Below are 24,419 nucleotides of genomic sequence, written 5' to 3' on the forward strand. Positions count from 1 at the left end.
GCACCCGCGCCCCGGCGTGGGGGGGAAGCCGGGGCGCGGCGGGAGTGGGGGGTCCGGGGTGCGCAGCCCCGGGTCAGACCTTGTAGCGCTGCTTGACGTCCTCGGCGAAGCCGAGGTAGTCGCGGAGCGGCCAGACCTCTTCGAACTCCAGGTATTCGCGCATGGGGAGGCGGCCCAGGGCCGTGCGGTCGAGTTCCTCGGCGTCCGGGGAGTCGATGATGGCGATGACCCGCTTCTGGGCGGCGACCTTCCAGATGCCCACGCAGAAGCCGGAGTCGACGGTCTCCTGGGCGTGGATCGCCTCTTCCTGCTCCAGCTCCCACAGCTCGTCGAGCGTGATGCGGCCCTCGTGCTTCCACTTCATCTGGACGTAGAACAGCATGGGTCACTTCCCGTCGGTGTCGCGGATCAGTGCGGTGAGCGCGTGGTCGGCGCCGAAGACCTCGACCGCCAGGTCGAGCGGCGTCTTGCCGTCGTGGCCGACCAGGTCGAGGCGGGCGCCGGCGCCGACGAGGATGCGGACGCACTCCTCGTAGCCGTGCCACAGCGCGTCGTGCAGCGGGGTGTAGCCGTTCGTCGCGCCCTGGAAGTCCAGGTCGATGCCGGGCCGGGTGACGAGCTGGGCGGTGATGTCGGCGTGACCGTTGTAGACGGCCTTGTGCAGCGGTACGGCGCCGAACGTCGGCTCCACCGCGTTGACGTCCGCGCCCGCCTCCAGCAGCAGCGCGACGATCTCGCCGTGGCCGTCGCGGGAGGCGACGAGCAGCGGGGTGTGCCAGTCGTTGAACCCGCCCAGGAAGGGGAACCGTTCGTCGACCTCGGCGCCGCCGTCCAGGAGCTTGCGGACGCGCTCGGTGTCGCCCTCGGTGGTGGCGGCCATCAGCTCCTGCCGGGCGACCGCCGCCTCGTCGCTCGCGCGCCGGGCGTTGAGGTGCTGCTCGGCCTTGAGGAGCTTGTCCTTGCCGAAGGTGTTGACGTTGAGCTCGTACTCGAAGTGCTGTTCCAGCGAGAAGCCGTAGTGCGTGTAGACCTTGAGGGACGCGCCGTTGGCGAGCAGGTACTCGGCGATGTCCGGGTACTTGTACCAGAGGGCGTCCATCAGGGCGGTGTGCCCGGTGGTGGGCGCGACGGCGTCGACGAACGCGCCCGCCTCGACCAGCGCGCGCACCACGTCGAGGCTGCCGCCCTGGCACGCCTTGTGCAGGGCGGTCGCCCCGGCGCGGGTGTCGGCGGTGTGGACGTCGGCGCCCGCCGCGATCAGCGCGCGCACGGTCGGCGCGTCGGCCTGCCCGGCGGCGATCATCAGGACGGTAAGGCCGCTGCCGGCCTCGCGGGTGGACGGGTCGGCGCCGGCGGAGAGCAGCCCGGCCACGTTGGCGGTGTCGCGGTCGCGGACGGCCGCGATGAGGTCGGCGCTCATCAGGCGGCCTCCTGCCCGGACGTGTCACCGCGCAGGGCGCGGATGATCGTGGAGGGGTCGGTGTACGACTTCCAGCGGACGATCTTCCCGTCGCGGACGGTCAGCCACTGGACGAATTCGATCTCGAATTCCAGCCCGGTGCTCCGGACCACCGACAGCTCGTGGATGACGCCCGCGGCGTTCTCGCCGTCGACCGCAAGATTGACGAGCTTTTCGAACTTGACCTCGCACTCGCCGGTGAAGATCTGGAGGCTGGCCAGGACCGCGTCACGGCCGCGGATCGTGCCGATCCACTTCATGTCGTCGTTGTAGCCGGGTACCGGCGTGTAGTTGATCCACTCGACATCGTCGGCGAGCAGTCCGAGGCAGGTCTCGAAATCCCCGGAGGCGAGCGCGTCGAACCAGCGCTGGGCGACCTTGCGAGTCTCTGCTGTGAGGTCACTCATGTGTACTCCTCGATAAGCACGGGAGAATTCCCAGAAGATAGTGGTTCCGTTTCCGGCCGCCCGCCAACAATGTGCTGCCGACTTCCTGAGCTTCAGGAATTCTGGGCGGCGATGGTGAACAGTTGCTGGTTCCCGTCCGCCCATGTCGCCGTCATCACGACGTCATGGATGCGCCAGCCGCTCTCCGTGCGCCGGAGCGCGAAGCGGTAGTGGCCGCCCAGGGTCCACAGCGGGCCACCGTGCTCGTTGGGCAGCTTGTGCGTGGCCTGGAACATGGCCGTGCACACGGCCTCGTCGCCGGTCAGATCGACGAGGAAGTTGGTGAACAGGTGCTGGGTGGCGGCGAAGCTGCCGAGCAGCCCGGACCAGGCGGCGACCAGGTCCTTGGCCGGGAGGACGGCCGGCTCGCCGCCGTTGAGGCTGGTGTAGTCGAGCCGGACCTCGTCCGTGAACACCTGCTCCAGGGCGTCCCAGTCGCGCTGGTCGGTGTACCAGCCCATGCGGGTGCAGGTGTCGATGACGTCAAGCCGGTCCGCCGTGGTACTCATCGGCCGACCACCTCCAGATTCTCGGTGGGTTGTGTGGGTGCGTAACAGGTGTGGCCCGACTGCTTGGTCCACCGGTGCTCGATGAACAGCGCGCAGACGATCAGGGCCCCGAGGGACATCACCTCGGCGACGGCGGCACCGAGGTGGCCGGCCGGCACGGTGAGGAAGGCGAGCCCGGCGGCCGCGAAGTGGAACCGCTGCGGGCCGATCTTGAGGATTCCGTGGAACCAGGCGATGCCCGCCAGGTAGAGGGCCACGCCGCCGGCCAGCGCCAGGGACGGGGCGAGCGGCAGCTCGGCGAAGGGGTGCGCGATGGTCTTCTTCACGGCGGCGGCGATCAGGATCAGCCCGAGCAGCATGGGCACGTGCGCGTAGAAGAAGGCGGACAGCGCCATCCGGGAGCGGGTGGTGGAGTCCTGCCGTTCCAGGGCGACTTCGGCGCGCCGGGCCTTTTCGGACTCGTTGAAGTACACCCACCACAGGCAGGCCGGGATGACGAAGATCAGTACGGCCGTGGTGACGACGGACAGCCCCGCCGGGGCGCCGTCGGTGCCGATGCCCAGCGCCAGGAACGAGTCGCCCAGCGCGATGATCATCAGCAGCCCGTGGCGTTCCACGAAGTGACCGGGTTTCAGGTCGAACCCGGAGACGCCGGTGATGACCGGCGCGAGGATCTCCAGCAGCACGGCGCCGCTCCAGCACAGGTACATCGGCACCCCGTCGAGGAACCCGGCGCAGATGATCAGCAGCGCCCCGGTGACGTGGAAGGGCGCGATGCGCAGCATGTTGCGGGCGGCGCTGGGCCCGCTGAAGGCGAACAGGGCGGCGTGGACGCTGACGATCAGCAGGTAGCCGACGCCGAAGGCGACCCCGTCGCCGTTGAAGGCGTTGGGCGTGGTCAGACCGATGACCAGGAACGACGCCATGCCGAGGAGCAGCAGCAGCCGCTGGTGTCTGCCGTGCGGGGGCACGTGGTTGGTGAGCCAGGCGTACCCGCCGTACATCCACCACAGCAGCCAGAAGATCAGCAGGATCTGGAGGACCCCTTCGGGGTTCATGCGGTCGCTGAAGACCCGGGCGAGCTGGGTGAAGTTGAAGACGAAGGCGAGGTCGAAGAAGAGCTCCAGGGTCGTGACCCGCGCGTTGTCATCCAGCGGCGCGTCGTCGCCGGCTTCCCGGGTGCCTTCCGGAATGGCTTCCGTGGACATGGTCGTGAAGGTAACGGCCACCCCGGCGGGCGGGTCAAAGAGTTCGTCCGGACATCATGAAGTCGCGCGCATACCGGGTCGGGGGTCCGGCTTCCGAACGTCCGGGCGCAGCCGGTGGAACGGCAAAATCCGCACTTGACATGAGAAAGTCTGCATGTCCTCGGACATCTGAATCGGGGGATATTTTCCGCGCCGACTTTCTGCCCCACCTGAGCTTTTCGGCCACCCCGGCGCCTTACCGGGACGTATTTCGGCCCGGCCGGGGTGTGCCGTCCGAAACATAAGGTCTCTCGCACCTGGGCGGGTTGGCCCGAAGCCGCCCTTCGAGAGAAGAGAGAAACACGTGCACCGCATTCGTCCTTTCCGTTCCCTGATGGCCGTGGGACTTTCCCTGGCCGGACTGCTCACCCTCACCGGCATGGCGGGTACGGCCGTCGCCGAAGACGACGGCGCCGAGGCCGTGTACAGGGCCGGTACCGCCTTCACGCTGCCGGGCGCGCGGGCCTTCCCCGAGGGCATCGCCGTGGACGCCAAGACCGGCGACTTCTACGTCGGTTCGTACGCCACCGGCGCGATCTACCGGACGCCGGCCGGCCAGAAGGCCGCCGAGGTGTTCCTGCCGGACGGCGCCGACGGCCGCACCACGGCGGCCGGGCTCAAGGTGGACGCCTCCGGCAGGCTGTGGGTCACCGACCCCAAGGGCGTGATGGTCTACGACCTCGCCACCCGCACCCGCGTCGCCCACTTCACCGTGTCGTCCCCGGAGTCGTCCCTGCTCAACGACCTGGACATCGCCCCGGACGGTACGGCCTACGTGACCGACTCGTACCTGGCGGTGGTCTACCGCGTCACCCCGGCCCAGCTCAAGACGGCGATCGGCGCCGGGGGCAACGGCGGGACGCTGACCACCGCGTACAACCTCACCGGCGTCATACCGCCGCAGCCGGCGAAGACCGTCACGCTCAACGGCATCGAGGCCGACGCGACGGGCAGCTACCTGATCACCGTCGACTCGGCCGGCGGCGGGCTGTACAGGATCGACCTGAGATCCGGTGCGATGCGCAAGATCACCGGTACGGTCAGCCTCAAGTACGGCGACGGGCTGCACCTGGAGTCCGGCAAGGTGTGGCTCGCGCACTACGGCAACGACACCCTGAGCCGGCTGAGGCTGAACTCCGACGCCACCTCGTTCACCGTGGAGCGCCAGATCGTCGACGCCACGCTGGAGATGCCGACGACGCTCGTGCGCCGTAACAGCCACCTGTACGTGGTGCGTTCGCAGTTCGACAAGATGGCCGGCGGTACGGCCGAGCTCCCGTTCACCATCGCCGACGTGACCGGGTTCTGACGAAAGGAGGCCGGGGCCCGTCCCCCGAAGGGGCGGGCCCCGGCCTGGTCGTGGCGGTGGCGGTGGCGGTGGCGGGTGGGTCAGCCGGCGGTCGTCACCGGTACGTTGGTGACGCTGTCCGCCCCGGCCGCGGGCGTGCCGGAAGCCGGCGTCTGCGGCACCTTCAGGAAGCGCGTCGCCCACACCACGGGCAGCGCCACGACGGCGGCGATCAGGGCGACCACGGGCACCTCGCCGGTACCGAAGGCGGCCAGGGCCCAGCCGCCGACCGCCGCACCGGCGGCCACGCCCACGTTGGCGGCCGAAGCGCCGAGCGTGGCGGCCAGGTCGGCGCCCTCGCCCGCGAGGGAGATGACCCGCAGTTGGAAGGACGGCGTGACACCGAACCCGACGATGCCCCAGCCGGCCAGGGCCAGGCCCACCAGCCAGGCGTTGGAGCCGAACGCCCACAGCGCGGCCATGGCGACGATCACCACGAGGTTGCCGGCCAGGAGCGTGGCGGAGGCGTTGATGTCGGCGAACCGGCCGCCCGCGAACGTACCGATGGCGCTGAAGACACCGAAGATCAGCAGGAAGGCGCCCACCGCGCCGCCGGAGATGCCGGTGACGTCCTCCAGGAACGGGGTGAGGTAGGTGAAGGCGATGAACTGGGAGCCCATCAGCAGGACCGTGGCCGCCAGCATCGCCAGCACTCGGGGGTGGAAGGCGTGCCGGGCCTGGGCGCCGAGCCCGTCGGCGCTGGTGTGCTCGACCGGCGGCACGAGCACCAGGGTGGCGACGAGCGCGAGCGCGCCGAGCACGACGACGCTGCCGAAGGTGGCCTGCCAGCCGAGGCCCTGGCCGATCAGGGTGCCGAGCGGCACACCGATGACGGTCGAGACGGAGATGCCGCCGAAGACCAGGCCGACGGCCTGCCCGCGGTGCTCGGCGGCCACCAGGCCGGTGGCCACGGTGGACGCGGCGCCGAGGTAGAGGCCGTGGATGGCGCCGCACAGGACGCGGGCGGCCAGCAGCAGGCCGAAGGCGGCGGAGAAGACGGCGACCAGGTTGCCGGCGATGAACACGGCCAGGGCGACCCACAGCAGGGTGCGCCGGGGCAGCCTGATGGTCGCCGCGGTGACGACCGGCCCGCCGAGGGAGACACCGAGCGCGTACGCGGTGACCAGCAGGCCGGCCGTGCTGACGGAGATGTCCAGGTCGCCCGCGATCAGGCTGAGCACGCCGACGATGACGAGCTCGGCGGTCCCGATGACGAACGCGCCGAGGCCCAGTGCGGCCAGCGCGAGCTTATGACGGGTCGGGCCGGGCCCGGCTGCGGTTGCGGTGCTCATACGGGAGCCCTTCTGCTTGGACGGTGGGACGGGCGTGCTGTCAGGCGTACTGGAGGTTGAGCTTCTCGATGCGCCCGTCGCGGACGTCGAACTCGTAGTTGGCCTCGAAGCCGCCGGTGCCGCCGGGGGCGAAGCGGACGAGGAGGGTGGTGCCGTTGGACTTGGGGGTGTTCTTCAGGACGGTGAGCGTGCCGCCGATGACCTCGTTGCGGGCCCAGTCGCGGATCTCGTCGTGACCGGTGAACTCGCGGCCCACATCGGTGAGTTCGGCGTCCGGGTGGAAGGCGGCGACCAGCGCGTCGAGGTCCTTGGCGGCCACGGCGTCGACGTACGCCTGGGCGGCGGGGTCGACGGCATCGTTGTCGGCATTGCCGGACGGCCGGGGAGCGGGGGACTCCTGGACCTGCGAGACGGTGTCGCCGGGCGTGGGGGACGAGGCGGCGGCCCGGTCCTCACCGCTGCCGCCGCCGCTGTTGCCGCTGTCGCCGTCGGAGCAGGCGGTCGCGCCCAGGAGCAGGGCGGCGGTGAGCAGGGCCGGGGGTATCAGGCGCTTTCTCATGACATTTCTCCCTGGGTGGGTCGGTGGTCAGGCGTAGCTCATGGACACGCGGTGGATCAGCCCGTCCTTGAGCGTGAACTCGTAGCGGGCCCGGAACCCGGCGAGCAGGCCCTCGGGGTCGAACCGGAGCAGCACGGTGGAGCCGTTGTCGCCGGGGGTGTTGCCGAGCACCGTGACCTTGCCGCCGATCACCTCGTCCGCCGCCCACGCGCGGATGGCGTCGCGTCCCTGGAACCGCCGCCCGGTGTCGGTCACCGTGCCGTCCTCGTGGAACGCGGCGGCCAGTGCGTCGGCGTCGGCGCCGTCCACCGCGTCCACGTAGGCGCGGACGGCGGGGTCCAGCGAGGCGAGGGCCTTCGGCTCGTGGGCCTCGGGGGTGGAGCGCAGGGCCTCGCTGGCCGCGGCCTGCACGTAGTCACTGCTGAACGCGGCTCCCACGCCGAAGATCAGCACGGCGGCGACCACGATCCCAACCGTGCGGCGCCCTCGGCGGCCGGAGGAGAGCTTCATCGTTCTTCCCTTCGTGTGTGCGTGGCTGGTCACCACGGGATCCGCCGGCGCTCGCGGAAGAACCCGCCGCTGGGCCCGTCGTCCGGGAGCAGCGCCAGCCAACTGACCGTGTCCGCGCCCTCCTCGACGCTGGTCGGCGCCCACGACCCGCCCATGTCGGTGCGGACCCAGCCGGGGCAGACCGCGTTGACCTTGACCGACGACGGGACGGCGGCGGAGACGACGAGGGTGAGTGCGTTGAGCGCGGCCTTGGTGATGCCGTACGCCGCCGGGGAAGGGACGTTGTCCGTCATCGCGCCGAGGCCGGAGGAGACGTTCACGACGCGCCCGTGGCCGCGCCGGACCATGCCGGGGACGAACGCCTGGCAGGTGCGGAAGGAGCCCATGAGGTTCACCTCGACGGCCTGCCGCATCGTCTCCTCGCTGACGGCGAAGAACGGGTCGGTGGGGTAGACACCGGCGTTGTTGACGAGGGCGTCGACCTCGGTACCGGCGTCGGCCAGCCGGGCGGCGCACGCCTTCACGCTGTCGGCGTCCGTGACGTCGAGCTGCTCGAACCGGACGGTCAGGCCCTCCCGGGAGAGCCGGCCGGCCGCCGCGCGGCCGCGCGCGGGGTCGCGCGCGGCCAGGACGACGTCGAGGCCCGCCCGGCCAAGCCGGCGGCAGGCCTCCAGGCCGATACCCCGGTTGCCGCCGGTGACCAGCGCGGTGCGGATTGTGTGCGGCGCGTGGGACATGGTGACGAAGCTAGCGGCGGCCGGTACGGCGGGGTCAAAGATTCCGGCGCGACAACATGAGGTCGCGCCAGGGGGGTTGAGCCCCGGGGGTTCAGCCGCCGGTGAGCGCCTGGTAGACGGCGTGCACCCGGCGCGCCGCCTCCTGCCAGCCGAACCGCTCCTCGGCGCGGGTGCGCCCGGCCGCGCCCATGGCGGCCGCCCGCGCGGGGTCGGCGAGCAGCTCGTTGACGGCCGCCGCGAGGTCCGAGGCGAATCGTTTCTCGTCGAGCGGCGTGCCCGTCCCGTCCCGCTCCTGCTCGATCGGTACGAGCAGGCCGGTCTCCCCGTCCGCGACGACCTCGGGGATGCCGCCGGTCGCGGTGGCGACGACGGCCGTGCCGCACGCCATGGCCTCCAGGTTGACGATGCCCATCGGCTCGTACAGCGAGGGGCAGACGAACACCGAGGCGTGGGTGAGGAACTGGCGCAGCGAGTCCTGGTCGAGCATGCCGTCGATGCGGACGACCCCGCCGCGCACCCGGCTCAGCTCGTCGACCAGCGCGGCGGTCTCGGCGGCGATCTCCGGGGTGTCCGGCTGGCCGCAGCACAGCACGAGCTGGGCGGCCGGGTCGAGTTCGAAGGCGGCGCGCAGGAGCTGCGGCAGCCCCTTCTGGCGGGTCACCCGGCCGACGAACAGCACGATGGGCCGGGTGGGGTCGACGCCGTACCGCTCCAGGGCCGCCACCCGGTGGTCGGGGCGCTGGACGGTGGTGTCGATGCCGTTGTGCACGACGTGGACGCGGGCGGGGTCGACGTCCGGGTAGACGCGGAGGATGTCCTCGCGCATCCCGCGCGAGACGGCGACGACCGCGTCGGCGGCCTCGACGGCGGTGCGCTCCACCAGCGACGACAGGGCGTAGCCGCCGCCGAGCTGCTCGGCCTTCCAGGGCCGCAGCGGCTCCAGGCTGTGCATGGTCACCACGTGCGGTACGCCGTACAGGACCTTGGCCAGGTGCCCGGCGGCGTTGGCGTACCAGGTGTGGCTGTGCACCACGTCGGTGCCCTCGCAGCGGGCGGCCATCTCCACGTTCACGCCGAGGGTGCGCAGCGCCGGGTTGGCGCCGCCGGCCAGGGCGGGTTCCCGGTAGGCGGTCACCCCGGGCGCGGTGCGCGGCTCACCGAAGCAGTGCACCCGCAGGTCGACCAGCGCGCGCAACTCCCGGGCGAGTTCGCCGACGTGGACGCCGGCGCCGCCGTAGACCTCGGGCGGGTACTCCTTGGTGAGCAGATCGACGCGTATGGCGGGCGTTGGCGAATTCATGCGTACTTCCTGACGTCGAGGGCCTGAAAGACGGTGCGGCCGCGCCCCGCTCGGGAGCGCGGCGCACGGTGGAAGGCCCCACGGCGGCGGTACGGCGGGGCGGTCGTTCCCCCGCCGCGGTTCCCCCTCCGGCGGACGGTAGCCAATCGGGGCGGCGCTCCGGGGGCGTGCCGCCCCGGAACGCGCCCCACCGGACGGGCGCCCCGGTGGCGGGGCGGGGTTCCCCGGCGGGTGCGGCGCCCGGCGCGCGGCCGGCAGGGCGGTGGGCGCGGCGCAGGCCCGCACCGGGGCTCGGGGCCTGGTTCGGGGCCGGGTGAACGCACCGGCTCAGGACGCGCGTTTGCGGGGCTGGGACTTCTTGGTGGTGGACTTCTTCGCCGTCGTCTTCTTCTCGGCCGCCTTGCCGCTCGCGGCCGTCTTCGAGGTGGACTTGCGGGCCGGGGCGGCCTTCTTCGCGGCCGACTTGGCGGTGGACTTCTTCGCGCCCCGCTCCTTGGGCGCGGCGGCGGCCTTCTTGCGGCCCGGCAGTTCGTGGACCGAGGCCTCCTCCGCCTCGCCCTCGCCGCGCGCCTCGCGGGCCGCGCGTACGCTGCTCTCCAGCGCGGCCATCAGGTCGATGACCTGGCCGCCGGCCTTCTCCTCCTTCGGCGGGGCGACCTCGGCGCCCTCGGCCTTGGCGGCGATCAACTGCTCGACCGCCTCCCGGTAGTCGTCGTGCAGCGTCTCGATGTCGACCTCGCCGAGGGTGTCCATCAGGGCGTCGGCCAGGTCGAGTTCGGCGTCCCGGACGGTCACCGAGGTGTCCGGGGCCACGCCTTCGGGGCTGCGGATCTCGTCCGGCCACAGCAGCCCGTGCATGGCGATGACGTCGTCGACGACCCGCAGCATCCCCAGCCGCTCGCGCCCGCGCAGCGCGAACTTGGCGATGGCCACCCGGTCGCTGCGCTTGAGCGCCTCGCGCAGCAGGGTGTAGGGCTTCGCGGCGGGCACCCCGTTCGCCGACAGGTAGTACGCCGTGTCGATCTGGAGGGGATCGATCTGCGACGCCGGTACGAAAGCGACGATCTCGATCGTCTTGGCGGTCGGCAGCGGCAGCGAGGCCAGGTCCTCGTCGGTGATCGGGATCATGGTGCCGTCGGCCTCTTCGTACGCCTTGCCGATCTCGTCCGTCGACACCTCCTCGCCATCCAGCTCGCACACCTTGCGGTAGCGGATCCGGCCACCGTCCTCGGTGTGGATCTGCCGGAAGGAGATGGACCGGTTCTCGGTCGCGTTCACCAGCTTGATGGGGATGCTGACCAGGCCGAATGAGATGGCGCCATTCCAAATGGATCGCACGGTTCATCCCTTTCGTACCGATTCGTGGGATTCTCATCGTATGACGCCGATCACGGAGGTGGAGGGGCGGCGCCTGGCGCTCAGCAACCTGGAGAAGGTCATCCACCCCGCCACCGGGACCACCAAGGGCGAGATCCTCCACTACTACGCGACCGCCGCCCCCTGCCTCCTCCCCCACCTCCTGAACCGTCCCCTGTCCTTCCTCCGTTATCCGGACGGCCCCGACGGCCAGCTCTTCTTCACCAAGAACCCGCCCCCCGGCACCCCCTCCTGGGTGAAAACCGTCTCCGTCCCCCGATCGGAGGACAAGAACGCCCGCCAGGTGATGGTCCAGGACCTGCCGTCCCTGATGTGGGCGGCGAACCTGGTCGTGGAGTTCCACACCCCGCAGTGGCAGGCCGACGCGCCCGCCGTCGCCGACCGGCTCGTCCTCGACCTCGACCCCGGCGCGCCCGCCACCGTCGTGGAGTGCTGCCGGGTCGCGCTCTGGCTGCGGGAGCGGCTCGCGGAGGACGGCCTGGACGCGTACGCCAAGACCTCCGGCGCCAAGGGCATGCACCTGTACGTGCCGCTGGAGCCGGCGCCCTCGGAACGGGTCCAGGCGTACGCCAAGCAGCTCGCCGTCGAGGCGGAGGAGGAGCTCCCGGCGCTGGTCGTGCACCGGATGACCAAGGCGCTGCGGCCCGGCAAGGTCTTCGTCGACCACAGCCAGAACAACGCCGCCAAGACCACCGCCGCCCCCTACACCCTGCGCGCCCGCCGCGAGCCGGCCGTCTCGGCGCCCGTGACCTGGGAGGAGGTCGAGTCCTGCGGCGACCCCGCGCAGCTCACCTTCCTCATGGCCGACATGGCACCCCGCCTCCAGGACTACGGGGACCTGCTGGCCCCCCTGCTGGACCCGGAGCGGGCGGGGCCGCTGCCATGACCCTGAAGCCGCCACTGAAGGTGGCCCTCGCGCAGACCGTCGGCGCCCTGCCGCGCGAGCCGGGACTGGCGTACGAACCCAAGTTCGACGGCCACCGGATGGTGATCTTCCGCGAGGGCGACGGGGTGCTCCTCCAGGCCCGCTCGGGGCGGATCGTCACCGCCGCGTTCCCCGATCTGGCGGCGGCCGCCCGGGAGTTGCCCGACGGCACCGTCCTCGACGGCGAGGTGGTCGTCTGGCGGGAGGGCCGCATCGACTTCGCCGCCGTCCAGGGCCGCGCCGCCGCCACCCCCGGCCGGGCGCCCGGGCTCGCACGGCGGCTGCCCGCCTCGTACGCCGCCTTCGACGTGCTCGCGGCGGGCGGCGCCGACCTCCGTCCGCGGCGGTACGCGGCGCGCCGCGAGCGGCTGGTGGAGCTGCTCGCGGACCTGGGCCCGCCCATCCAGCCCGTCCCCATGACGACCGACCCGGAGCTGGCCGCGACCTGGTACGAGACGCTGCCCGAGATCGGTGTGGAGGGCCTGGTCGTCAAACGGCTGGACCAGCCGTACAAGGCGGGCACGCGCGCGTGGCGCAAACTGCGGCACACCGACACCTGGGACGCGGTGGTGGTCGGGTTCACCGGCAGCCGGCAGCGGCCCGCCTCCCTGGTGCTGGTCCTCCCCGACGACGACACCCCGGTCGTTTCCAGCCCCCTGCCGCCCGCGCTGCGCGCCCGCGCGGGCGCCGCCCTCGCGGCCCTGACCCCCGGCGACGCGGGCACGGCCATGGCGGTCGGCATCGGCGAGGTGCCCTACGTCTCCGTACCGCCCGAGCTGACGGCGGAGGTCGCCACCGGCACGACCCGGCACACGGTGACGACGGTGCTGCGGCTGAAGGAGCCGCACTAGGCCGTTCGGGCCGTTCAGGCCGTTCAGGTACGGAGCCAGGTGCGGCGGTCGCGGGCCGCCGTGTACAGGGCGTCCACGTCCGCCGGTTTCAGGACACCGCCGAGCCGCGCCAGGGACGGGATCTCGCCGTCCCGCAGCACCCTGACGCCGTCCAGGCCGGGCGGCACCTCCAGCCGGCCCGGGTCGGCCACCGCGAGGACCGGGCGCACGGCCGTGGCCAGGGCGTGTGCGGCCCGCTCGGCGTCCCGGCGGACCCACCGCAGGTGCGGCCGCGGCTCCGCGCGGCCGGTGGCGACGTACGGATCGGCGATCCGGGCCCGCCGGCCGCGCGCCGCGAGGGTGCGCACCGCGAACACGCCGCCGGGGCCGATCGCCAGGTGGTCGATGCGGGCACCGCCCGGCAGGGGCACGCAGTGCAGGGCCCGCCAGCCCGCCGCGTCCAGCCCGTCGAGGGCATCGCCGACGCGCCGCTGGGCGGCCAGCTCCACCGGGCGCGGGTCGTTGCGGAAGCGGCGCGCGGGGGCTTGGTCGAGGGCGGCGTACAGGGCCTCGCCGGGGCGGTTGGGGGCGAGGTCGTCGTCCGGGTGGAGGGTGAGACGGGCCAGGTCGGAGGCGGTGGGGACGGGCGGCGGGCCGACGGTGACCTCGCCGGTGACGTAGGGCGCGAGCGCCGCGACGACCTCGTCCTCGTACGCCTCGGAGTACGCCTCGGACAGCAGGCTGATCCGGCCGCTGTCCCGGTCGTACCAGGCGATGTCCCGGCCGTCCGGCAGGCTCACCCGGAGCCGCCGGCGGCCGCTGAGCCCGACCGGTGTGACCCGCAGTGCGGTCATGCCCCATCACCCCCACGCCCATGGGAACAGCCGCGCCCGGCGACGGCAAGGGACGGCGTCGGGCGTGTCCGATTGGCGGGGCATGGGCACCGGCGGTGTGGTGCACTATTGCCCCCAAGTGCAGTGGTCGCGGGGAGGGACGGCATGTTCACGGGGATCGACGAGGTCGACTGGGCCTCGCTGGGTCATGCCTACGGTCCGGCGGACGACGTGCCCGGGCTGCTGCGCGGGCTCGCGTCTCCCGATCCGGTGGAGCGGGAGGTCGCGCTGGACGGCATGTACGGCGCGGTGCACCACCAGGGCGACGTGTACGACTCGACGCTCGCCTGCATCCCCTTCCTGCTGGAGCTGGTGGCGACGCCCGAGGTCCAGGACCGCGGCTGCGTCATCGAACTGCTGACCAGCATCGGCGGTATCGACCTGGACGGCGACGACGAGCTGGACGAACTGGACCCGGACGACGAGGAGTTCGAGGACGCGGCGAACTACGCGATGGCGGCGGCCGCCGTCGCCGCCGGTGCGGACGTGTTCCTCGGCCTGGTCGACGACGAGGACCGGGAGGTGCGGCTGGCCGCGCCGGGCGCGCTCGCCTCGCTGCACGGGGACCCCGCGCGCGTGCTGGTCCTGCTGCGGGAGCGGCTGACCGTCGAGACGGACACGGAGGTGCGGCTCGCGCTGGTGGAGGCCGTGGGCCGGATCGCGCTGCGGTACGAGTCGCTGCGCGACGAGATCACCGACTGGCTCGGCTGGCTCATGGGCGCCGCCCAGGACCCGGCCCTGCGGCTCGCGGCCCTCGCCCAGCTCGCGCGGTGCGCCCCCGCGCGGCTGCCCCGGGACGTCGTGGTGACGGTGACGGGACTGCTCGACGAGCTGCGTGAGGCGCCGGCCGGGCGGCGCGGGTACGCGACGGGTGCGGGTGCGGCGGCGGGTTCGGCGAGCGCGGCGGCGGGTGCGGGTGCGGCGGCGGGTGCGGGTGCGGCGGGTGCCCTGGCCGACGTGCCGGAGCTGGACCTGCCCGGCCGCGCCGAGTTCGCGGGGCTCGGCGACGAGCAGGCCGAGCCGCGGCCCGCGACGCCCACCCTGGTGGGCCAGTTGCGGGAGCTGCGCGAGGAACAGCGGGCCGGGCGCGGCACGGCGTGGGCGGACGACCTGCTGCGGACCCTGCACAGCGCCCTGGACGACCGGGTCGAGGACCGGATCGCGCTGGTCACCGCCCAGTTGCGCAGCCCGGACCGGGACCAGCGGGCGGACGCGGTGTGGATGTGCGGCGGCCTGGTGCGGACGTGGCGCGGGGCGTACGACGAGGTCGTGCGGCTCGTCGGGGCGCAGCTCGCGGACCCCGAGCCACGCCTGCGTGAGGCGGCCGTGACGTGGCTGGAGGGCCTGTTCGAGGTGGCCCGCCCGGCGGCGGACGCGCTGGCGGCCAGGGTGGCGGCCGACCCGGCCCCCTGGGCGCCGGAGCGGGTGGGCGAGCGGGCGGGCGGCCGGTTCGGGATGGGCAGCGCACTGCTGGCCCTCACCCGTACCGGTGACGCGCGGGCGGTGCCTGCGCTGGCCCGCGCCCTGGAGCAGCCCGGCCTGGACAGCCGCCTCGGCTACGCCATCACGCACCTGGGCGAGGCCGGCGCCCCGCTGGTGCCCGCGCTGCGGCACCGGCTGCGCGGGCTTCCGCTGGACGACGAGCTCAGCGAGGAGGCGGGCCCGCTGCTGCTGGCACTGGCGCACCTGGGTGCGGCGGAGGCGCTGCCGGAGGTGCTGCGGGTGCTGCGCGGGGCGCCCGCGTTCCGCCGGGAGTGGGTGGTGGAGTCGTCGCTGCGGGCGCTGACCGCGTTCGGGCCGGCGGCGGACGAGGCGGCCGGGGACCTGCGGGCGCTGCTGGACGACTGCTCGGTGGCGGTGGCGACGTCGGCGGCCCGGGCGCTGTGGGCGGTGGCGGGCGACGCCGGTGCCGTGGTGCCGAGGCTGCGCGGCCTGCTGCTGGCACGGGACGCGGCGCACCGGCGGGAGGCCGCGTGGGCGGTCGGCGCGATGGGACGCGCGGCCGGGGCGGCGGCGCCGGAGCTGCGGGCGTGCCTGGCGGCGCCCGGGGTGTGGCTGCGGGTGGACGCGGCCGTGGCGCTGTGCCGGGTGACCGGGGAGGTCCGGGAGGCGCTGCCGGTACTGGTGGGAGCCTGGAAGGAGAACCGGCACACGCGCGTGAAGATCGCCGAGTGCCTCGCGGAGCTGGGCCCGGTGCCGGTGGAGGCGGCATCGCTGCTGCGGGCCGAGCTGGCCCGGCCGCGCCGGCACAACGTCTCGGAGGGCACCTCCGGCGACCACGACGTCCACCAGGACGAGAAGCTCCTGGCGCTGTGCCGGCGGGCACTGGGCCACTCCGGAGAGGAGACCGCCGGATGATCATCTTCGGTACGAAGGGGTACCTCCAGCAGTTGGCCATGCTGACGCTGGTCTGCGGCCGGTGCGGCAATCCCGCCGCGCACGCGCTGCGGAAGAAGACCACCAGGTTCACGCTGTTCTTCGTGCCGCTGTTCCCCGTGGCGACGTCGTACGCGACGCAGTGCACGTTCTGCGGCGCGGAGGAGCGGATCACGCGGGAGCAGGCCGACCGGCTGCTGTCGGGCGGCACACGGGTAGCGTGACCGCGGGCGCCCGGCGTACGGAGCGGGGCCGGGTCGACAAAAGGGACTTCCGTACGAATAAGGTTTACGGAAGACCGACCACGTCCAGCCGTCAGGAGCACCGTGAGCCCGCACCGCCCGGCCGCCGTGTACGCGGCAGTGCTGCTGCCCGGCGCCGCGGTGGCCGCGCTGCTGTTGTCGGGCTGCGGCGACGCGGGCGAGCTCCAGAGCGCGGGCCCCACGCCGACGGCCATCGGCCCCGTCCGGCTGTGGCCGGACCTGCCGCCCGTCACCGCGCCCCCGTACGACTACGGCGAGAGCGACACCGCGCAGGTCCCGGGCGTGGCCGTGCCCGGCGGTGACGTCCACCGGGTCGACCCCGTGGACGTCGTCCAGGCCGAGGTGGCGGCGCACCCCGACGAGTACAGCGGCCCGGACGGGATGTACGAGGAGACGGCCCGGCAGATCCGGGAGTGCGAGGCGAAGCCGAGGCAGTGCCCGGTGATGACGCCGTACTACCGCGACCTCACCGGGGACGGCAAGGACGAGCTGGTCGTCGGCATCCGGATGCCCGAGCAGCAGACGGGACTGCGCGTGTACATGCCCGAGAAGGGCGGACTGACCAGGATCATGTCCACCGTCGATCAGGTCGTGGGTGTGCAGTTGGCGGGCAAGGACCTGGTCGTACGGGTGGTCTCGGCGGGCATTCCGGGATACGAGTACCGCACGGCGTGGTCGTGGGACGCCCAGCAGCGGACGATGCTGCCGACGCGGGACGAGATCATCAGGGTGAAGCCGGCGCCGCCGCCTTCTCCGTCGCCGCCGTCTCCTTCCCCGTCGCCGTCGGCGTCGCCGTCGGGTGGTGCGTGATGCGGCGCCCGCGGCTGCCCGCCTGGATGGCGACGCTCACGTTCAAGGCCGGGGTCTTCATCACGGTCATGTGCTGCGCGCTGGCCGCCCTGCTGGGCGCCCTGGTGCATGTGTCGGTGACCCGGCAGACGGTGGACACGGCGCGGGAGAAGGCGCTGGACCGGCTGGAGGAGGTGACGCGCTCGTACGAGGCGGGCGAGCCGTTGCCGCCGTACGCGGGCGTCGACCCGGACGGCCTCCCCTCCGCGCTCCGTGACCTCGCGGTCCGGGGCCATCGGGGCACGCTGGTGGCCGACGACGCCGGGGGGCGGCCCACCATGTGGGCGGCCGGGCCCGCCGACGGCCGGGCGCTGGCGGTGCGCGTGGACTACTCGCTGAGCGCGAGCACCATCAGCGGCCTCGACCAGGCGATCGTCGGCTCCTCGGTGCTGGCCATCGGGGCGACGCTGCTGGTCGGCTCGTTCGCGGTGACGCGGGTGACCCGGCGGCTGCACCTGACGGCGCAGGTGGCGCGGCGGATCAGCGCGGGCGACCTGGACGCGCGGGTCAACGACCCCCGCACGAAGGACCCGGCGCATCCCGAGGACGAGGTGGCGACCGTGTCGGGGGCGCTGGACACGATGGCGTCCAGCCTCCAGGGCAAGTTGCTGAGCGAGCAGCGCTTCACGGCGGACGTGGCGCACGAGTTGCGTACGCCGCTGACGGGGCTGTCGGCGGCGGCCGAGCTGTTGCCGCCGGGGCGGCCCGCGGAGCTGGTGCGGGACCGGGTGAAGGCGATGCGGGCGCTGACGGAGGACCTGCTGGAGATCTCCCGGCTGGACGCGCGCACCGAGAAGGTCGACCTCGACGTGCATGAGCTGGGCCCGCTGGCCGAACGGGTGGTGCGGGCGTCGGGCACGGACACGGAGGTGCGGATCGTCAGGGACGCGCGCGTGGAGACGGACAAGCGGCGCCTGGAGCGGGTGCTGGGCAACCTGGTGGCCAACGCCCACAAGCACGGCGCCCCGCCGGTCGCCCTGACGGTGGACGGCCCGGTGGTGACCGTCCGCGACCACGGGCCGGGGTACCCGGACTACCTCCTGGAGCACGGGCCGCAGCGGTTCCGCACGGAGAGCGGCAGCAAGGGCCACGGCCTGGGCCTCACCATCGCGGCGGGCCAGGCGTCGGTCATCGGCGCGGACCTGCACTTCGGCAACGCCCCGGACGGCGGCGCCGAAGCCCGCCTCACGCTCCGCGAATACCCCCCGCCCACCGAGGACACGACGCCCTGATTGGAGGGTGCCTCCCCCGGGGCGCACCCCCCACCGTCCCGCAGCCGGCGTCCGGCCGGGGCGGGGCCGTGCAGGGTCGCCCCCGCAGAGGTTGGCAGCGAAGCCCGGGCTCCCTCGCCCGTGACCCAAGGCCGCCGGCCTCGAGGAGGTGAGCCCGGGGGGGCCACGCCCCCACCCACCGGCGGCATCCGCACCGCCCCGCGCGGGCACCGGGAACAGGCACCGCCCCGGTCCGTTGTGCCCACCCGTCCCGCCCAGCGGGACGACTGCCCACAACGGTCGGGGGGCGACCCCGCACAGCCCTGCCCCGGCCGTCGTCCGGGTGCGAACCGTGTCAGGCGACATAACGGACATATCGCTTGCTACGTTGCCTGGCATGACCGCAACGAGGACGCACAAGCGCCGGGGAGTGGAGCTGTCCCTCCTCATCGGGGCCGTCCTCATCGCCGTGTACGGGTACGTCGGCGTCGGTCTTGCCAGGAGCGGTGCCGTGCCGCCGGACGCCGCCGCGTACGGGGCCGGGCTCGGCCTGCTGGCCCTGCTCGCGCACCTCGCCGTGCGGTTCCGCGCCCCGTACGCCGACCCGCTCCTGCTGCCCATCGCGGTCCTGCTCAACGGCCTCGGGCTGGTCCTCATCTACCGCCTCGACCTGGAGACCCCCGCCGACCACGCCGCGCCCACCCAGTTGGTGTGGTCGACCCTCGGTGTGGGGCTGTTCATCGCGGTGGTCGTCCTGCTGCGCGACCACCGGACCTTGCAGGGCTACGCGTACGTGTCGGTCGCCGCCGCCCTGCTGTTGCTGCTGGTGCCGATCTTCTTCCCGGCCGTCAACGGCGCGAAGATCTGGATCCGGATCGGTGGCTTCTCGTTCCAGCCGGGCGAGTTCGCCAAGATCCTGCTCGCCGTCTTCTTCGCCGCGTACCTCGCGGCCAACCGCAACGCCCTCGCGTACACGGGCCGCCGCGTGTGGCGCGTGCAGTTCCCGACGGGGCGGGTGCTGGGGCCGGTCGTGGCGATCTGGCTGGTCAGTGTGGGCGTGCTGGTGCTGGAGCGGGATCTCGGGACCTCCCTGTTGTTCTTCGGGCTCTTCGTGATCCTGCTGTACGTGGCCACCGGCCGCACCGGCTGGGTCGCCGTGGGGCTGCTGCTGGCGGCGGCCGGGGCGTTCGTGGTCGGCAGCCTCGAACCGCACGTCAACAGCCGGGTGGAGGACTGGTTGAACCCCTTCGCCTCCATCGAGGCCGGCCAGGGGCCGGGCCAGCTCGCCCAGTCGCTGTTCGCCTTCGCGGCGGGCGGGATGCTCGGCACCGGCCTGGGACTGGGCGAATCGGTCCTGATCGGCTTCGCCGCCAAGTCCGACTTCATCCTGGCCACGGCCGGCGAGGAGCTGGGCCTGGCCGGGCTGACGGCCGTCTTCCTGCTGTACGCGCTGTTGGTGGCCCGCGGTTTCCGGACCGGGCTCGCTCTGCGGGATCCGTTCGGCAGGCTCCTGGCCACCGGTCTCGCCTCCATCCCGGCGCTTCAGGTCTTCGTCATCGCCGGGGGAGTCATGGGCCTGATCCCGCTGACCGGCATGGCCATGCCCTTTCTGGCACAGGGCGGTTCGTCGGTCGTCACCAACTGGATCATCGTCGCCCTGCTGATCCGCGTCAGCGACTCCGCCCGCGCACCGGAGCCCCAGGGCGTGGAGCCCGGTGCCATCGTCCCGGTGGCGGAGGAGGTCCGGTGATCCCCTGCATCCGGCACGCCGCCGTGCTGTGCCTGCTGCTCCTGGCGGCCCTGCTGGTCAACGCCGCCCGCGTGCAGGTCTTCGAGGCGCCGTCGCTGGACAGGAACCCCGCCAACCGGCGCCCGGTCCTGGCCCGTTACGCCGAGCCGCGCGGCGACATCGTCGTGGACGGCGCGCCGGTCACCGGCTCCAAGGACACCGGCCAGCCGCTGCGCCACGAGCGCACGTACACCGACGGCCCGCTGTACGCACCGGTGACCGGGTACGCCTCGCAGACATACGGCACCACGCTCCTGGAACACGCGGAGGACCCCCTGCTGTCCGGGACCAGTCCCATGCTCGCGCCCTTCCCGTTCTGGCACGACCTCAGCCGCACCCGCCCGCCGGGCGGCGACGTCGTCACCACCATCAGCGAGCCGCTCCAACGCCTCGCGTACGACGGGCTCCGGGGCCGGCGCGGCGCGGTCGCCGCCATCGAGCCGTACAGCGGACGCATCCTGGCCCTGGTGAGCAGCCCCTCGTACGACCCCGGGCTGCTGTCCGGCACCGGCCGCGAGGTGGCCGCCACGTGGGCCGAACTGAACGCGGCACCGGGCCGGCCGATGCTCAACCGGGCCCTGCTGGAGACGTATCCGCCCGGCTCCACGTTCAAGATCGTGACCGCGGCGGCGGCGATGGACGCCGGGATCGTCACGGACGTCGACGCCCCGACCGACGCACCCGATCCGTACCTGCTGCCGGGCACCCGCACCGTCCTCCCCAACGAGGCGAAGGGCTGCGGCAACGCCTCACTGGCGTACGCGATCCGCTGGTCCTGCAACACGGTGATGGCCCACCTCGGGGTGAAGGTGGGGGCCGCCGGGATGCTCGACGCGGTGGCGCGGTTCGGCTTCAACGACTCCTCGCTGCGCGTCCCGTCGGCGGTGGCCAGGTCCAACTTCGACACCGAGATGACCGTGGACCGGCTCGCGCTCTCCGCCATCGGCCAGTACGACACGCGGGCCACCCCGCTCCAGATGGCGATGGTCGCCGCCGCCGTCGCCAACGGCGGCGAGATCGCCCACCCGCACCTGGTGGACCGGACGACGACGTCCGACGGCGACACCGTGGCGCAGCACGTCCGCCGCACCTACCGCCAGGCGATGCTGCCGCCGACCGCGCTGCGGCTCCAGCAACTGATGGTGGGCGTCGTCGACGGCGGCTCGGGCAGCAACGCGGCGATCCCCGGCGCGAAGGTCGGCGGCAAGACCGGCACGGCGCAGCACGGCGTGGGCAACATCGGCACGCCGTACGCCTGGTTCATCGGCTGGGCGCAGGCTGCGGACACGGGACGGCCGGCGGTCGCGGTGGCGGTGGTCGTGGAGGACGCGTCGGCGAACCGGGAGGACATCAGCGGCGGCGGCAGCGCGGCGCCGATCGCCCGTTCGGTGATGGAGGAGGCGCTGCGCGAGGAGGAGCGGCGCAGCGCCGAGCGTCTCGGTCCGCGAAACGGGGCGCTGTGAGGGGTCAGCCGATCGGCTTGCGCATCTCCGCGCGGACCTTCAGCGTCAGCTCCGCGGCCTCGGCCAGGTCGATGTCCTCGGGCTTCTGGCCGAGGGACGCCGAGTCGACGACGCCGACACCGGCGGCGGTGTTGCCGTCGCCCCAGGCGCACATCGGGAAGGTGACCTGGTTGCCGCCCTCGGTGTTGGTGAGCACCTCGCACTCGACCTTGACGTCCGACCCGGCGGGCGTGACGTCCTTGGCCGGTGTCTCGATCTTGGCGTTCTGGGCGGTGCCGGCACCGTGCAGCACGCTTCTGCGCTGGTGGTCGGGGTTCTTGATCTGGCCGTAGTACCCGGAGACGACCAGCGCCTTGACCTGGTCGCCGGACTGGGCGGTGTACTGGGCCACGGCCGCGCCGCCGGCGCGCACGCTGCTGTCGTGCGACTCGTCCAGGACCTTCTTGCCCTCGGTGCCGGACATGTCCTGGGCGAGCGTGTACTGGCCGTCCACCAGCGTCTTGGGGACGGTGAGCTTGTGCGTGGCGGCCGGGAAGGGGGTGTCGTCCCCGGCGCCGTCGATGACCATCTTGACGCCGAAGCCGAGGCAGCCGAGCAGGACCAGCGACCCGGCGACGATGCCGATGACCAGGCCGGTGTTCTTCTTCCGCGGCGGTTGCGGGGGCATCGGTGCCCCGTACGGCCCGGGGTACTGCTGCGGGAAACCGGGCTGCTGCGGCTGCTGGTAGGGGCCTGGCTGCTGCTGGTACGGGCCCGCGTACGGGCCGGGCGGCTGCTGGGGCGGAGGCGGCATGGTCATGCCCGCCAGGCTACGTCACGGGTGCGAAGCCCCTGCTCCGCCCTCGGCTATCGCCTCGGTGACCTCCGCGACCCGCTCGGCCTCCTCGGCCGCGAAGCGTTCGCGGTCGAGCTGCTCGGCGATCTCCTCGTCCTGGGTCATGAGCAGGTCCAGGTTGGAGTCGCCCAGTTCGAAGACGCCCATGTCGACATAGGCCTTCTGGAGGCGTTCACCCCACAGGCCGATGTCCTTGACGCAGGGGACGATCCGGCTGAAGAGGAGCTTGCGGAAGAGGTGGAGGAATTCGGACTGTTCGGAGAACTCCTCGGCTTCCTTCCTGGAGATGCCGAAGTTCTCCAGCACTTCCACGCCGCGCAGCCGGTCGCGCATCAGGTAGCAGCCCTCGATGACGAACTCCTCGCGTTCGCGCAGTTCGGCGTCGGTGAGCTGCTTGTAGTAGTCGCGCAGCGCCATCCGGCCGAAGGCGACGTGCCGGGCCTCGTCCTGCATGACGTACGCCAGTATCTGCTTCGGCAGCGGCTTGTCCGTCGTGTCCCGGATCATCCCGAACGCGGCGAGTGCGAGGCCCTCGATGAGGACCTGCATGCCGAGGTAGGGCATGTCCCAGCGGGAGTCACGGAGGGTGTCGCCCAGCAGGCCCTGGAGGTTGTCGTTGATCGGGTAGAGCATCCCGATCTTCTCGTGCAGGAAGCGCCCGTAGATCTCGGCGTGGCGGGCCTCGTCCATGGTCTGGGTGGCGGAGTAGAACTTGGCGTCCATGTCGGGGACGGACTCCACGATCCGGGCCGCGCAGATCATGGCGCCCTGCTCGCCGTGGAGGAACTGGCTGAACTGCCAGGAGGCGTAGTGCTTGCGCAGCTCACCCTTGTCCTTGTCGGTGAGCTTGGCCCAGTGGCGCGTCCCGTACAGCGTCAGGGCCTCGTCGGGGGTGCCGAGCGGGTCGTACGGGTCGACCTCCAGGTCCCAGTCGATACGCCTGGCGCCGTCCCACTGCTTGTCCTTGCCCTTCTGGTAGAGGGCGAGCAACCGGTCGCGGCCGTCGTCGTACTCCCAACTGAAGCGGGCCGATCCGGTGGCCGGCACCTGCCAGATCGAGTCTCCCGGGTCCCTGCTGTAGAGGTCATGCGTCGACACGGACGGCTCCTTCGCCTGTGCGCTGACGGGTAGTTGGCAGGCTCACACGTTGGTAGACGCCGGGTCAACAAGTCGGGCACAGGGGATTGACGGCCTTGCTGACACGCAGTCTTATAAGGGATGACCCCCAGTAACACCAACTGCGCGAGGTGCCCCGCTCATGACGACCGTGACCGAACGCGACATACGTCTGCTCAGCGACGCGCTCGGCCCGCTCCGGGACCGCGAACAGGTCGCCGAGCGCCTGCTCGAATCGTCCGCCAAGCACTCCTTCGACCCTGACAAGGAACTCGACTGGGACGCCCCCATCGAGGACGGCAAGTGGTTCTGGCCGCCGGAGCTGGTCTCCCTCTACGACACCCCGCTGTGGCGGAAGATGTCCGAGGAGCAGCGGATGGACCTGGCCCGGCACGAGGCCGCGTCGCTCGCCTCGCTCGGCATCTGGTTCGAGATCATCCTGATGCAGCTCCTGGTCCGGCACATCTACGACAAGTCGGTCACCAGCAACCACGTCCGGTACGCGCTCACCGAGATCGCGGACGAGTGCCGCCACTCGATGATGTTCGCGAGGATGATCCAGAAGGGCCAGGCCCCGGCGTACCAGGTGCCGCGCGTCTACCACAACATGGCGCGCGTCCTGAAGACCGTGTCGACGACCCCCGGTTCGTTCGCGGCCACGCTGCTCGGTGAGGAGATCCTCGACTGGATGCAGCGCCTGACCTTCCCCGACGAGCGCGTCCAGACCCTGGTGCGCGGTGTGACCCGCATCCATGTGGTGGAGGAGGCCCGGCACGTCCGGTACGCGCGCGAGGAGTTGCGCCGCCAGATGGTCACCGCGCCGCGCTGGGAGCAGGAGTTCACCCGGCTGAGCTGCGGCGAGGCAGCCCGGGTCTTCTCCGTCTGCTTCGTCAACCCCCAGGTGTACGAGAACGTCGGCCTCGACCGGCGCGAGGCGGTCGCCCAGGTCAGGGCCAGCGGCCACCGCCGCGAGGTCATGCAGTCCGGCGCCAAGCGGCTGACGGACTTCCTCGACGACATCGGCGTGCTGCGGGGCGTGGGGCGCAGGCTCTGGAAGAGTTCCGGCCTCCTCGCCTGAAGCCCCC

At 72.4% G+C, this 24,419-nt stretch carries 24 protein-coding genes; 10 read left to right on the forward strand and 14 right to left on the reverse strand.

The genetic code is table 11. The annotated features are described in order from the left end of the window. Positions 1-73: 73 nt before the first annotated feature. The 5 genes from AB0J57_RS09390 to AB0J57_RS09410 all read right to left on the reverse strand — a co-directional run bounded on the left by AB0J57_RS09390 (position 74) and on the right by AB0J57_RS09410 (position 3,622). The gene (locus AB0J57_RS09390) at positions 74-382 is read right to left on the reverse strand and encodes a muconolactone Delta-isomerase family protein (protein WP_366127436.1); all 309 of its coding nucleotides are present in this window, start codon (positions 380-382) and stop codon (positions 74-76) included. A gap of 3 nt (positions 383-385) precedes the next feature. After that, entirely contained in the window at positions 386-1,420 is a 1,035-nt protein-coding gene (locus AB0J57_RS09395; RefSeq protein ID WP_366127437.1) for an ankyrin repeat domain-containing protein, read from the reverse strand. Next, positions 1,420-1,866, reverse strand: a complete 447-nt coding sequence (locus AB0J57_RS09400; RefSeq protein ID WP_366127438.1) for a nuclear transport factor 2 family protein — start codon at positions 1,864-1,866, stop codon at positions 1,420-1,422. The genes AB0J57_RS09395 and AB0J57_RS09400 overlap by 1 nt, the downstream gene beginning before the upstream one ends. A 92-nt stretch (positions 1,867-1,958) precedes the next feature. Further along, a complete protein-coding gene (locus AB0J57_RS09405; protein ID WP_366127439.1) occupies positions 1,959-2,414 on the reverse strand; it encodes a nuclear transport factor 2 family protein in 456 nt (151 codons plus the stop codon). Next, on the reverse strand, positions 2,411-3,622 hold the full coding sequence (locus AB0J57_RS09410; protein WP_366127440.1) for a low temperature requirement protein A: 1,212 nt from the start codon (positions 3,620-3,622) through the stop codon (positions 2,411-2,413). Before AB0J57_RS09410 ends, AB0J57_RS09405 begins: the two co-directional genes overlap by 4 nt. A 373-nt stretch (positions 3,623-3,995) precedes the next feature. Here AB0J57_RS09410 and AB0J57_RS09415 point away from each other — a divergent pair, with 373 nt between their 5' ends. Further along, positions 3,996-4,970 carry an SMP-30/gluconolactonase/LRE family protein gene (locus AB0J57_RS09415; RefSeq protein WP_366127442.1) on the forward strand — a complete coding sequence of 325 codons (975 nt, stop codon included), beginning with the start codon at positions 3,996-3,998 and terminating at the stop codon, positions 4,968-4,970. A gap of 80 nt (positions 4,971-5,050) precedes the next feature. Here AB0J57_RS09415 and AB0J57_RS09420 read toward each other — a convergent pair whose 3' ends face one another. The 6 genes from AB0J57_RS09420 to AB0J57_RS09445 all read right to left on the reverse strand — a co-directional run bounded on the left by AB0J57_RS09420 (position 5,051) and on the right by AB0J57_RS09445 (position 10,745). Then, positions 5,051-6,301, reverse strand: a complete 1,251-nt coding sequence (locus AB0J57_RS09420; protein WP_366127443.1) for an MFS transporter — start codon at positions 6,299-6,301, stop codon at positions 5,051-5,053. 40 nt (positions 6,302-6,341) lie between these two features. Next, positions 6,342-6,860, reverse strand: a complete 519-nt coding sequence (locus AB0J57_RS09425) for a nuclear transport factor 2 family protein (RefSeq protein ID WP_366127444.1) — start codon at positions 6,858-6,860, stop codon at positions 6,342-6,344. Between the two features lie 27 nt (positions 6,861-6,887). Continuing rightward, positions 6,888-7,370, reverse strand: a complete 483-nt coding sequence (locus AB0J57_RS09430; protein ID WP_366127445.1) for a nuclear transport factor 2 family protein — start codon at positions 7,368-7,370, stop codon at positions 6,888-6,890. Between the two features lie 29 nt (positions 7,371-7,399). After that, entirely contained in the window at positions 7,400-8,107 is a 708-nt protein-coding gene (locus tag AB0J57_RS09435; protein WP_366127446.1) for an SDR family oxidoreductase, read from the reverse strand. A gap of 91 nt (positions 8,108-8,198) precedes the next feature. After that, positions 8,199-9,407: a glycogen synthase gene (gene glgA / locus AB0J57_RS09440; RefSeq protein ID WP_366127447.1), complete on the reverse strand. Its 1,209-nt coding sequence runs from the start codon at positions 9,405-9,407 to the stop codon at positions 8,199-8,201. Positions 9,408-9,734: 327 nt separating this feature from the next. Then, entirely contained in the window at positions 9,735-10,745 is a 1,011-nt protein-coding gene (locus tag AB0J57_RS09445; protein WP_366127448.1) for a Ku protein, read from the reverse strand. 40 nt (positions 10,746-10,785) lie between these two features. On the opposite strand from AB0J57_RS09445, the gene ligD reads away from it, so the two are divergent. Both ligD and AB0J57_RS09455 read left to right on the forward strand, forming a co-directional pair. Continuing rightward, positions 10,786-11,670, forward strand: coding sequence for a non-homologous end-joining DNA ligase (gene ligD, locus AB0J57_RS09450; protein WP_366127449.1), 885 nt, complete (start codon positions 10,786-10,788; stop codon positions 11,668-11,670). Next, positions 11,667-12,560: an ATP-dependent DNA ligase gene (locus AB0J57_RS09455; protein ID WP_366127450.1), complete on the forward strand. Its 894-nt coding sequence runs from the start codon at positions 11,667-11,669 to the stop codon at positions 12,558-12,560. The genes ligD and AB0J57_RS09455 overlap by 4 nt, the downstream gene beginning before the upstream one ends. A 23-nt stretch (positions 12,561-12,583) precedes the next feature. Here the strand turns inward: AB0J57_RS09455 and AB0J57_RS09460 are convergent, their stop codons facing one another. Further along, on the reverse strand, positions 12,584-13,393 hold the full coding sequence (locus tag AB0J57_RS09460) for a nuclease-related domain-containing protein (protein WP_366127451.1): 810 nt from the start codon (positions 13,391-13,393) through the stop codon (positions 12,584-12,586). A gap of 144 nt (positions 13,394-13,537) precedes the next feature. On the opposite strand from AB0J57_RS09460, the gene AB0J57_RS09465 reads away from it, so the two are divergent. The 6 genes from AB0J57_RS09465 to AB0J57_RS09490 all read left to right on the forward strand — a co-directional run bounded on the left by AB0J57_RS09465 (position 13,538) and on the right by AB0J57_RS09490 (position 21,383). Beyond that, positions 13,538-15,790, forward strand: a complete 2,253-nt coding sequence (locus AB0J57_RS09465; RefSeq protein WP_366127452.1) for a PBS lyase — start codon at positions 13,538-13,540, stop codon at positions 15,788-15,790. Further along, positions 15,787-16,032 (forward strand): zinc-ribbon domain-containing protein, encoded by a 246-nt coding sequence (locus AB0J57_RS09470; RefSeq protein WP_366127453.1) that lies wholly within the window; start codon positions 15,787-15,789, stop codon positions 16,030-16,032. Before AB0J57_RS09465 ends, AB0J57_RS09470 begins: the two co-directional genes overlap by 4 nt. Before the next feature lie 102 nt (positions 16,033-16,134). Next, positions 16,135-16,881: a hypothetical protein gene (locus AB0J57_RS09475; protein WP_366127454.1), complete on the forward strand. Its 747-nt coding sequence runs from the start codon at positions 16,135-16,137 to the stop codon at positions 16,879-16,881. Continuing rightward, entirely contained in the window at positions 16,881-18,152 is a 1,272-nt protein-coding gene (locus tag AB0J57_RS09480; protein WP_366127455.1) for a HAMP domain-containing sensor histidine kinase, read from the forward strand. Before AB0J57_RS09475 ends, AB0J57_RS09480 begins: the two co-directional genes overlap by 1 nt. A gap of 376 nt (positions 18,153-18,528) precedes the next feature. Next, positions 18,529-19,881, forward strand: coding sequence for an FtsW/RodA/SpoVE family cell cycle protein (locus tag AB0J57_RS09485; protein ID WP_366127456.1), 1,353 nt, complete (start codon positions 18,529-18,531; stop codon positions 19,879-19,881). Beyond that, positions 19,878-21,383 (forward strand): penicillin-binding transpeptidase domain-containing protein, encoded by a 1,506-nt coding sequence (locus AB0J57_RS09490; RefSeq protein WP_366127457.1) that lies wholly within the window; start codon positions 19,878-19,880, stop codon positions 21,381-21,383. Before AB0J57_RS09485 ends, AB0J57_RS09490 begins: the two co-directional genes overlap by 4 nt. 4 nt (positions 21,384-21,387) lie before the next feature. Here the strand turns inward: AB0J57_RS09490 and AB0J57_RS09495 are convergent, their stop codons facing one another. Together AB0J57_RS09495 and AB0J57_RS09500 are read right to left on the reverse strand one after the other, a co-directional pair. Beyond that, entirely contained in the window at positions 21,388-22,182 is a 795-nt protein-coding gene (locus AB0J57_RS09495) for a hypothetical protein (protein WP_366127458.1), read from the reverse strand. Positions 22,183-22,197: 15 nt separating this feature from the next. Next, the gene (locus AB0J57_RS09500) at positions 22,198-23,316 is read right to left on the reverse strand and encodes a ferritin-like domain-containing protein (protein WP_366127459.1); all 1,119 of its coding nucleotides are present in this window, start codon (positions 23,314-23,316) and stop codon (positions 22,198-22,200) included. A gap of 160 nt (positions 23,317-23,476) precedes the next feature. Here AB0J57_RS09500 and AB0J57_RS09505 point away from each other — a divergent pair, with 160 nt between their 5' ends. After that, positions 23,477-24,412 (forward strand): diiron oxygenase, encoded by a 936-nt coding sequence (locus AB0J57_RS09505; protein ID WP_366127460.1) that lies wholly within the window; start codon positions 23,477-23,479, stop codon positions 24,410-24,412. Positions 24,413-24,419: the final 7 nt, after the last annotated feature.

Source organism: Streptomyces sp. NPDC049837 (assembly GCF_040674455.1).
Lineage (GTDB): Bacteria > Actinomycetota > Actinomycetes > Streptomycetales > Streptomycetaceae > Streptomyces.